This is a genomic window from Clostridium sp. (assembly GCF_016650035.1).
Classification (GTDB): domain Bacteria; phylum Bacillota; class Clostridia; order Clostridiales; family Clostridiaceae; genus Clostridium_AD.
This window is the reverse complement of sequence record NZ_JAENWM010000024.1, coordinates 34,257-44,893: the sequence shown is the minus strand read 5'-3', so window position 1 is coordinate 44,893 and position 10,637 is coordinate 34,257. Positions and strand designations below refer to the sequence as shown.

General features: G+C 32.6%; 7 protein-coding genes and 1 pseudogene. 3 read left to right on the top strand and 5 right to left on the bottom strand.

Annotated elements, in window-relative coordinates; genetic code table 11:
• A pseudogene (locus JJD95_RS07785) lies at positions 1-547 on the top strand (NADP-dependent phosphogluconate dehydrogenase); the annotation flags it as partial.
• 73 nt (positions 548-620) lie between these two features.
• Here JJD95_RS07785 and fetB read toward each other — a convergent pair.
• Together fetB and JJD95_RS07775 are read right to left on the bottom strand one after the other, a co-directional pair.
• Positions 621-1,406, bottom strand: coding sequence for an iron export ABC transporter permease subunit FetB (gene fetB, locus JJD95_RS07780; RefSeq protein WP_291642024.1), 786 nt, complete (start codon positions 1,404-1,406; stop codon positions 621-623).
• Positions 1,407-1,408: 2 nt separating this feature from the next.
• On the bottom strand, positions 1,409-2,038 hold the full coding sequence (locus JJD95_RS07775; RefSeq protein ID WP_291642023.1) for an energy-coupling factor ABC transporter ATP-binding protein: 630 nt from the start codon (positions 2,036-2,038) through the stop codon (positions 1,409-1,411).
• Between the two features lie 137 nt (positions 2,039-2,175).
• Between JJD95_RS07775 and JJD95_RS07770 the strand changes: the two genes are divergently transcribed.
• Positions 2,176-2,754: an HD domain-containing protein gene (locus tag JJD95_RS07770; protein WP_291642021.1), complete on the top strand. Its 579-nt coding sequence runs from the start codon at positions 2,176-2,178 to the stop codon at positions 2,752-2,754.
• A gap of 155 nt (positions 2,755-2,909) precedes the next feature.
• Positions 2,910-5,810, top strand: coding sequence for an EAL domain-containing protein (locus JJD95_RS07765; RefSeq protein WP_291642019.1), 2,901 nt, complete (start codon positions 2,910-2,912; stop codon positions 5,808-5,810).
• Positions 5,811-5,884: 74 nt separating this feature from the next.
• Here JJD95_RS07765 and JJD95_RS07760 read toward each other — a convergent pair whose 3' ends face one another.
• The 3 genes from JJD95_RS07760 to JJD95_RS07750 form a co-directional block, all read right to left on the bottom strand.
• Positions 5,885-7,264, bottom strand: coding sequence for a GntP family permease (locus tag JJD95_RS07760; protein ID WP_291642017.1), 1,380 nt, complete (start codon positions 7,262-7,264; stop codon positions 5,885-5,887).
• A 45-nt stretch (positions 7,265-7,309) separates the two neighbouring features.
• On the bottom strand, positions 7,310-8,857 hold the full coding sequence (locus JJD95_RS07755) for an acyl CoA:acetate/3-ketoacid CoA transferase (RefSeq protein WP_291642015.1): 1,548 nt from the start codon (positions 8,855-8,857) through the stop codon (positions 7,310-7,312).
• 297 nt (positions 8,858-9,154) lie between these two features.
• The gene (locus tag JJD95_RS07750) at positions 9,155-10,624 is read right to left on the bottom strand and encodes a sigma 54-interacting transcriptional regulator (protein WP_291642013.1); all 1,470 of its coding nucleotides are present in this window, start codon (positions 10,622-10,624) and stop codon (positions 9,155-9,157) included.
• Between the last annotated feature and the right edge of the window lie 13 nt (positions 10,625-10,637).

Below are 10,637 nucleotides of genomic sequence, written 5' to 3'. Positions count from 1 at the left end.
CATTTCTTCACTTAAAAATGAACGAGTAATGGCAAGTGATATTTTAAAAGGACCTGGTACAGAATTTAAGGGAGATATAAACGAGTTCATAGAATCTGTAAGAAAAGCTCTTTATGCAAGTAAAATATGTGCATATGCACAAGGATTTGAACTTATGAAAGCTGCAGCAGAGGAGTATAGTTGGAATCTTAAATATGGAGAAATTGCTAAAATATTTAGAGGTGGGTGTATTATTCGAGCTCAGTTCCTTAATAAGATAAGCGAAGCTTACGTAAAAGATGCTAGTATTAAAAATCTAATGTTAGACTCATATTTTAAGAATATCCTTCAGAGTTACCAAAAGGACTTACGATACGTAGTATCCACAGCTGTGAATTTAGGTGTTCCAGCGCAGGGGTTATCTAGTGCAATAATGTATTATGACAGCTATAGAAGTGAGAAACTTCCAGCAAACTTACTGCAAGCACAAAGAGATTATTTTGGTGCTCACACATTTGAGAGAACTGACAAAGAGGGAATATTTCATCATGAATGGGTAACTAAATAAAACAGTGCCACCCACGTGGCAAGTGGCATGTGGGTGGCACCATTTAAATTTTCTCTAATATGTTTAATCTAATCTAAGTCTCTGTCCACACTATGAATTGCTTCTTATCATTGTATAAAGACTTATATCCAAGGTTTAAAGACAAGAAGACTGTAATACAAACAGAAGTACAAATTGCAATCATAATGGCTATTTGGTACATAATTGCAGTGGTAGGTAGTGTTCCTGATAATATTTGCCCTGTCATCATTCCTGGTAAAAAGATTATACCCATTCCAAGCATGGAATTTATGGTGGGAATTAAGGCGGTTTGTAGTGCGTTATTTGCAAAAGGTTGCAAAATATCTTTAGGTTCCACTCCTAAATTTAGTAGTGTACTAATTTTACTTTTTTCTTTGCTTAAATCATCCATAAAGGTTTTTATTGCAATGTTTACTCCGGTCATAGCATTACCTATAATCATTCCAGCCAGTGGAATAGTGTATTGAGGATTGAATATGGATTTATTAACAACTACAGTGACAAAAAAAACTAAAACGAAGAGACCTGAGAAGGTCAAAGAAGATCCAATTGCGATTTTAAACTTTAGGTTTAAGTCTTTTTTGCTTTTAATTACTCTATGAATAGAAAATATTAGCATAAGTATTAAAAATATTATTGTAAATATAGGTTTTGGATTACTAAATACATATTGGAGTATATAACCTACCATTATAAGCTGAACTGACATCCTTATACTTGCAATTAAAAGAAGCTTTGTTTGATTAACCTTTGATTTTTTCATTATTATAAGTACTATAATTAATAGTAAATAAATAAGCGAAAACTTAAAAATATTTAGTGTAACTGCTCCTTGCATATCTAAAACTCCTTAATTATTTCAATTTTATTTTCACAGAATTCTTCCACAATATTTTTATCGTGGCTTACAATTACAACATCGATATTTTTATCTTTGCAGAAGTTTATTATATTCCTCATAACTTTGTGGCTGTTTTTTTCATCTAATGCTGAAGTTGGCTCGTCCAGTAATATAACTTTTGGGCATAATGATAGAAAAATAGCTATATAAACTCTTTGACGTTCGCCACTAGAAAGAGTAGAGGCACTTTGGTCTAGAGGCACATTTACACAGCAAAGCTGAGTAATGTAACTTATATAATCACTATTAGGCATGGGTAATTCTCTTAACGCATAAAACTTTTTAAAATTATCTAAAATGCTCTCATCAAAGAGGAAAGGATCTGCAGAAACTAGACTGACCTCACGTCTTAGAGAAATAGGATCATATTCACTAAGAGCTGTACCATTATATAATAATTCGCCAGAAACTGGATTTATGGACTTATTTAATAACTTTAAAAAAGTGCTTTTACCACAGCCACTTTCTCCAACAATAAAATTAATCTTGCCTTGTTTAATTTTTATGTTATCATAACTTAAATTGGCTTTGTAAGTAAGATAACTTGCCTTAAATAATAATTTATTCATATTATATTTTCCTTCTTTTTATATATTTTGAATATGTATTTTCAATAGGCTTATTATAGCATATTATAGTGTGCTATAATTTATCTATAACTTATGGTAAAATAAGATAATTAAATAAAAGAAAGAAGGTTTTACTTATGGAAAAAATAACTCCTAATAGAGAACAGGCTTTTGAGTTGTTAAAAAAGTACAATAAGACTGACAGTTTGATAAAACATGGACTATCGGTTGAGGCAGTTATGAGACATTTTGCCAAGCTAAATAGTGAAGATGTAGAGAAATGGGGTATAGTTGGGCTTCTTCATGATTTAGATTATGAAAAGTATCCCAGTGAACATTGTGATAAAGCAAAGGAGATATTAGAGGCAGAGGGCTACCCAGAGGAATACATACATGCAGTGATGAGCCACGGATGGGGAATGTGTACGGATGTAGAACCAACACATAAAATGGAGAACATCTTGTATACAATTGATGAACTTACTGGGCTTATAACAGCAAATGCGCTTATGAGACCAAGCAAGAGCATATTGGATTTAGAAGTAAAGTCAGTTAAAAAGAAATTTAATCAGAGAAGTTTTGCAGCAGGTGTTAATAGAGATATTGTTCTTTTAGGGTCAGAAAGAATGGGAATGGATATAAGTAATATACTTTCTGAAACAATAAAGGGTATGCGTAGTGTTGCAGAGGAAATCGGATTAAAAGGAGAACTTTAAGTGCCATCCAATTGGCAAGTGCATGCCACTTGCCAATTGGGTGGCACCTTTTAATTAAAACTTGTTGGAATTTATCAAATAAGATATACTATATTCGAGCAATATTTACATAAACTAATGATTTTAAAAACCTACACATTAAGGGAGTTTTTTTTATGAAAATTACTTTTAGATGGAAATTATTTTTATATTTTGTAGTAGTTGTATTATTTACTACTATTACTATAGCAGTAATAACTCATAAACATATATATACTACGTTAAAGAATGATATGTATTCTGATACGGAAAGGCAAATGGAGCAAGTAGATAATACTTTTTCCAATATGTTCAAACAAATAAAAGATAATAATAGTTATTTATCATCTTCTGAGGAGATAAAAAAAGCTGACGAATCAATACTGGCATTGTTTAACATGTCCAAAAATGAATCGGCTAAAAAATACTCAAAACAAATACCTGGCATAGAAAGCAACATTTATAAAAAATTTGAAAACTATGGGGCAACTCATAGTGATGCTGAATACGTTTATCTTGGAACAAAGTGGGGAGGTTTTATCCGGTGGCCAGATGGGCCAGATGTTACTAGCTATGACCCTAGAGTAAGACCGTGGTATACGGGTGCTTTAGCTAAACCAGATGAGGTAGTAATCTCCGAACCATATATTTCTTCTGATGAAAATAAGTCATTAATAATAAGTGCTTCATCAACTATCAAAGATGAATATGGAAGTGTTATAGGAGTAATGGGACTTGATGTAAGTTTAGAAAAATTATCTAATATAATAAGTAATATTAAAATGAGAGATACAGGTTATGCTTTTCTTTTTTCAAAAGATGGTACAATTCTTGCTCACCCAAATTCTAACTTGAATTTTAAGAATATAGAGTATGCTATTAAAGATTATGATAAGATTCTTACTGAGAGTAACGCAGTGTTTGAAACAGTTATTGATGGTAGTGAGGTATTAGTTAATGTATATTCTTCACCTACCACAGGCTGGAAAATTGCAGCAGTTGTACCCAAAAGTGAGCTTATTTCCTGGGTAAATAAAACTGATGTTTATATAGCTATAGTAACCTTTGTAGTTTTATTAGTTAGTATATTTCTTACATCTATTATGACAAAACACATAACAAAGCCAATTACACAGTTAACATCTCTAATGCGAGAAGTTGAAAATGGTGATTATGAAGTTAGAGCTAAAGACATTCACACTAATGATGAATTTGGAGAATTAGGGGCTAGATTTAATGTGATGATAAAAAGAATTAGTTCTACCTATGAGGAACTATCAGCAGTACACGAAGAATTAACAGCAACAGAGGAAGAGCTCAGAGCTCAGTATGAAGAACTTCAACATAATGAAGAAGCATTAACAATTAGCGATGAAAGATATCAACTTGCTTTAGATGGTTCAAATGATGCAATTTGGGAATTTGATATAAAATTAGACGTTTTTTTCGCCTCTGACAAAATATTTGAAATTACGGGTTATAAACCAACTGAAAATTTTAGTACAAAAGCTTTTATTAAAAACTTTGTTCACTTAGAAGATAGGGTTGCAGTTCTAAATGATTTAAAAAAGCATATTAACAATATAACTCCTATTTATAAATCTGAATTTAGAATTAAAATAAATGATGGTACCTATATATGGGTATCCAATCGAGGCAAGGCAATAAGAGACTCAGATGGTAAAGCAGTTAAGATTGCAGGTTCTATTACAGATATTACAGATAGAAAAAACGCAGAAGAGAAAATTAAGTTTATGGCTTATTATGATGATCTTACAAAGCTTCCCAATAGAACTTTTTTCATGGATAAACTAAAAGAACAATTGAAAACTGCAAAGCTCCAAAATTCAAAGGGAGCTGTATTTTTTATAGATTTAGACAATTTTAAAAATATCAATGATACTATGGGGCATGATTATGGGGACAAACTATTAGTATTTCTAGCAAAGAAAATGGAAATCTTAATAAATGAAAAAGATACTATATGTAGACTAGGGGGAGATGAATTTATACTTCTTCATCCGTGTAATGAAAAAGATGAAGTAGAATCTTACGCAAAAGCATTATTAGCTTTATTTAATAGGTCTTTTGAAATTGATAATAAACAAATGTATATTACAGCAAGTATTGGGGTGGCGCTTTATCCAAAGGATGGAAATGACACAAGTACTATTTTGAAAAATGCTGATTCAGCCATGTATAAAGCAAAAGAATTAGGTAAGAATCAATTTGCCAGGTTTGATGAAGAAATGTATCTGAAATTAGAAAGAAAAACATGTATTGATAGAATACTTCGAAATGCAATTGAAAATAATGAGCTAAGTATCCATTACCAGCCTCAGTTTGATACAAAGACAAATGAGATATTTGGGTTTGAAGCTCTACTCAGATTAAATAGTGTGGAGCTGGGTTTTGTATCTCCTGTAGAATTTATCCCTATAGCAGAAGAATCAGGGTATATTATGCAAATGGACAGATGGGTACTCAATGAAGCTTGCCGGAAAAGCGTCGAATGGCTTCATGCAGGCTATAAATTCAAGAGTATAAGTATCAATGTTTCGACAGTGGACATGCATCAGATAGATTTTTTAGAAACTGTTAAAGGTGTTTTTGAAAATACAGGGATTAATCCAAATATTGTTGAACTTGAAATTACTGAAACAGTGCTTATGGAGTCGCTTGAAGCTAATGTAAAGATACTAAAAGAACTGATGAATATGGGTGTAAGGGTTGCACTAGATGATTTTGGTACTGGTTATTCTTCACTTAATTATCTAATGAAAATTCCAATCTCTACTTTAAAGATTGATAAATCCTTTATAGATGATATAACTTCAAATATACAAAATAAATCACTAATTGAAAATATAATTCGAATGGCTCATGGTATGGACTTAAAAGTTGTTGCAGAAGGGGTAGAGACTGAGCATCAGCTCTCAATACTTAAAGAAAATGAATGTGACTATATACAAGGATATTACTATAGTAAACCGCTGTCTGTCATGGATGCTGAAAAATTATTATTAAAAAGTTGTTAAAAGAGATTAAGATTGTGAACGAATAAAAAGCTTCGGAAAATTTTCCGAAGCTTTTTCATTAAAGTAATTTGTTTTTATACAACTCCCATAGATGCAAATAGAATAGATACTGCTACAGCTATAAGGGGAATAACAAGTGTAACCATGCCTATATCAGCATATGATTGTTTATGATTTAGACCTGTTATACCTAATAAAGTTATTACGGCACCATTATGTGGAAGTGTATCAAGTCCGCCGCATGCCATTGCAGCTATTCTATGAAGTACTTGTGGATTTATTCCCAGGACTTGAGCCTTTTGCAAATAAGTTTCACCTAATATCCCAAGAGCGATACTCATACCACCTGATGCTGAACCTGTTATACCTGCAAGAATACTAGTGGATGCTGCTAGTGAAATAAGAGGTGTTCCTGGTATAGCAAGTATCCCGGCTTGAAGAACAGCAAATGCTGCAAGTGTTTTAATAACATTTCCATAACCAACTTCTGATGCAGTATTTGCAATTGCAAGTAGTGAACCTAAAGCTCCTTTATTAAGTGTGTCCTTAACACTGTCAAAATTTTTCCAAAATAGAATTACACTAACAATTATAGAAACAACTAATGATGCAATTAAACTCCATATACCTATTACTGCGGATGGACTAATGTTTCCGAAATCTTTTAAGTATGAACCATCCATATTAGCAAAAACATTTTTACCTAGAATATAGTTAACAATTAGTACTAAAAGTATTGGTACTATGGATGCTGTGAATTTAGGTAATTTAGATTGATCTACTAATTTGATATTTTCACCTTTATGATCACCATATCCTTCACCAGCTGCCTTAGCTTTGTTTGATCTTCTTGTAAGCCAGAACATACCGCCACCGAACATTACCGATGCACCTATAAGTCCTATTATTGGCGCTGCATATACAGTTGTTCCAAAGAACGGCATTGGAATAGCATTTTGTATTTGTGGGGTTCCTGGTAGTGCCGTCATAGTAAATGTAAATGCACCAAGTGCAATAGATGCAGGCAATAATCTTTTTGGAATATCAGCATCTCTAAATAGTGCAGCTGCGATAGGGTATACTGCAAATGCAACTACAAATAATGAAACTCCACCATATGTTAATATTGCACAAGATAAAACTACAGCAAGTATTGCTTTGTTTTTCCCAAGTTTACTACTAATAGCATAAGCTATAGATTTAGCAGCTCCCGAGTCATCCATTATTTTACCAAATATTGCTCCTAGTAAGAATACTGGGAAATATGCCTTAACATATCCTGCAAAATTCACCATGAAAACTTCAGTATAGTTAGCTAATATATGGGATTGACCAGTTTGAAACAAAACAGCTAAAATAGCTAAAACTGGAGCTAAGATAAGAACAGAAATTCCTTTGTAAGCCAAAAACATTAATAGTGCTAAAGAAATAATAATACCTATAATTCCTAACATGATAAGTCCTCCTTATGTTTATTATATTAGTTTTAAATTCCTATGTTATATTGTGAGTAGCATTTTTTCTGGTTTGAATATTCGTTCGTCCATAATTTTTAAATCAGGACTGATTATTGGTTCAAAATCCATTTGGTCTAGAACATCCTTTTGAAGATCCACACCTGGAGCAATTTCGGTTAATATAAGACCTTTATCGCTAAGTTCAAATACCGCTCTTTCTGTAATATATAAAACTTCCTGTTTGATATCTTTTGCATATTCTCCACTAAAGGTTATTTGTTCTACATTATTAATAAACTTCTTCAGTTTACCTTCACTTATTATGTTTAACTTACCATCACTAATAGATAGTTGCAATTTGCTGGCAGTAAAGGTTCCACAGAAGATAACCTTTTTGGCGTTTTGTGTAATATTTATGAATCCACCTGCACCTGCTATTCTTGTACCAAATTTACTGACATTGATATTACCTACTTTGTCGCATTGAGCAAGTCCTAGATAAGCTACATCAAGTCCGCCACCATCATAAAAATCAAACTGATAGGGTTGATCAATTATTGCTTCAGCATTTATTGCAGCACCAAAACTCAATCCACCTGCAGGAATACCTCCTATAGGGCCTGGTTCTACAGTAAGCATTAATCCATCAATATTTTCTTCGTTTGCTACAATTGCAACACCTTCAGGCATACCAATACCTAAATTGATAATTGCACTTGGAACAAGCTCCATAGCAGCTCTTCTTGAAATAACTTTTCGTTCATCAAGTTCAAGAGGTTTTACTGAGTTTACGGGAATTTTTATATCGCCTACATAACTAGGGTTAAATGCTTCGCTAAAAGTCATCATATGGTTTTTCATATCGGCAACTTCAACTATTGTATCTACATATATGCCAGGTATTTTAACCATTCTTGCGTCAAGTGTTCCGGCTTTAACAACCTTCTCTACTTGTATTATTACCTTACCACCAGAATTATATACAGCTTGAGCCATAGATAATACTTCTAATGTTCCCGCTTCTTTTTCCATGGTTACGTTTCCATTTTCATCAGCATAAGTTCCGCGAATAAATGCGATATCAATAGGAAAGTATTTGTAGATTAAATATTCTTCGCCTAAAATGTCGATTACTTCGATGATATCTTCTGTAGTAACCGAATTTAACTTTCCACCTTCAACCCTTGGATCTACGAAGGTTTTCAAACCAACTTTGGTTATGTTGCCAGCTCTTTTTGCGGCTATATCTCTGTATAGTTGAGATATGGCGCCTTGTGGTAAACAGTAAGCTTCAATAAGATTTTCCATTGCAAGTTTTTGTATCTTAGGGACTAGATTCCAATGTCCCCCTATAACACGTTTAAGAAGACCTTCGTGTCCAAGATGATTTAAACCTCTTTCCTTACCATCACCTTGTCCTGCGGCATAAACTAAAGTTAAGTTTCTAGGCTCGCTAGTTTCAGTAAACCTATTTTCAAGAGCTATTTCTAATTCTTCAGGAACGGCATTTCCTACAAATCCTGATGTTGCAATACAATTACCAGAGTCGATTCGTTTTACAGCTTCAGCTGCGGTTAGAAACTTTACCAATGGTATTCCTCCTTTCGATTGGTGTACACTTATTAGTATTAGCAAATTACATGCCAATATTCAAAATAATAAAATGAAGAAGAAAATTTTAAATAAAGCATGGAATTACCTTAAAGTTTTCAATTTAGATTATATTCTTAAATTCAGAAAAAAAGATAAGTGTAAACAATATGAACAGTATTGTTTACACTTATCTTTAAACGGTTACATTAAACGTATAGTCTACAACAGTCCAGAAGAACTTAAAGAAAAATGTTCACAATATGGACAGTGTACATATTGTGAACATTTTATAAATTATAAATTGTAAATTTTTAATTTTTCATACAGACTGGTTCTACTTATATCAAGTTTTTTTGCTACTCTTAATTTATTACCGTTAAATTCCTCCATGGCCGACTTTATTGCTTTTTTTTCTAGAACCTTATTCATGCTCTTTAATGTACCATTAATATTAATAGGAACTATTTTTAAATTGCCAATAGGGGGATTAGTTAATAGTCCCTCTGTTATAAAGAAGGGAAGATGGCTAGTTTCAATAATTGCCTGTTTATCAACAAGATTTAAAGCCCTTTCTATTAAATTTTCCAGCTCTCTGATATTTCCCGGCCAGTCGTATAATGATAGTGCCAGTAGTGCTTCATCCGAAATATCAGTTACGTGGCTTTCCATTTCAGATGATATTTTTTTCATTAGATACTTTGCAAGTAGGGGTATATCATCTCTTCTATCTCGAAGAGACGGGATTTTAATATTTATAACATTTAGTCTGTAATAGAGGTCTTCTCTAAAAGTGTTTTCATTAATCATTTCCTTAAGATTCCTATTAGTAGCTGCTATTATTCTTACGTCTATTTTCTGACTCTTTATAGCGCCTATTCTTTCAATTTCTCTTTCTTGTATAACTCTGAGAAGCTTTACTTGCATTGGAAGAGGGAGGTCACCAATTTCATCTAAGAATATAGTGCTTTTATTAGCAAGCTCAAACTTTCCAGGTTTACCACCTTTTTTAGCTCCAGTAAAAGCCCCGGCTTCATAGCCGAAAAGCTCTGATTCAAAGAGTTCTGAAGGTATAGAACCACAATTTATTTTGATTATTGGGTACTGGCGTCGATCACTTTGATTATGAATAGCATGGGCAAAAAGTTCTTTTCCTGTTCCACTTTCACCAAGAAGTAGCACATTAGATTTTGATGAACTAACTTTTATTGCTAGATCCTTGATTTTCATTATTGCAGGGCTTTCGCCTACTATATTATCAAATGTGAAATTTCCACCCAAAGCCTTTTGAAGTTCTTTCTTATAAAAGTCAAGTTGTTTTTCCATATGCTGTACACCTTTAATATATGAGTCCAATTCACTTAAATCTCTGAATATAACAGACCCAACGGCACCGATTAGCTTATTATCAATATATAGTGGAATTCTATCAGCAATCATCATGTTGCCTTTAATTTCTTGAATAGAACCGATTTCCTTTTGCTCAGTTTTAGCCACTATATGCATCCTAGTATTTTCAATTATTTCTGTCACGTGCATTCCAACAGCATATTCCTGAGTAACCCCTACAAATTTACAATAACTTTTTGTCATCATTATTATGTAGCCTTCGGGATCCACAACAACCATCCAGTTATACAATTTATCAAATATCTTTTTATATAAATTAAACATAAATTTTAATTCAGGAGTGAATTCAGCTATATCATTGTGTTCGTCGTTGAAAAAGTTTAGTTTTAAATATTCATCTTTTTTGATATTTGACACACCTTCACATCCT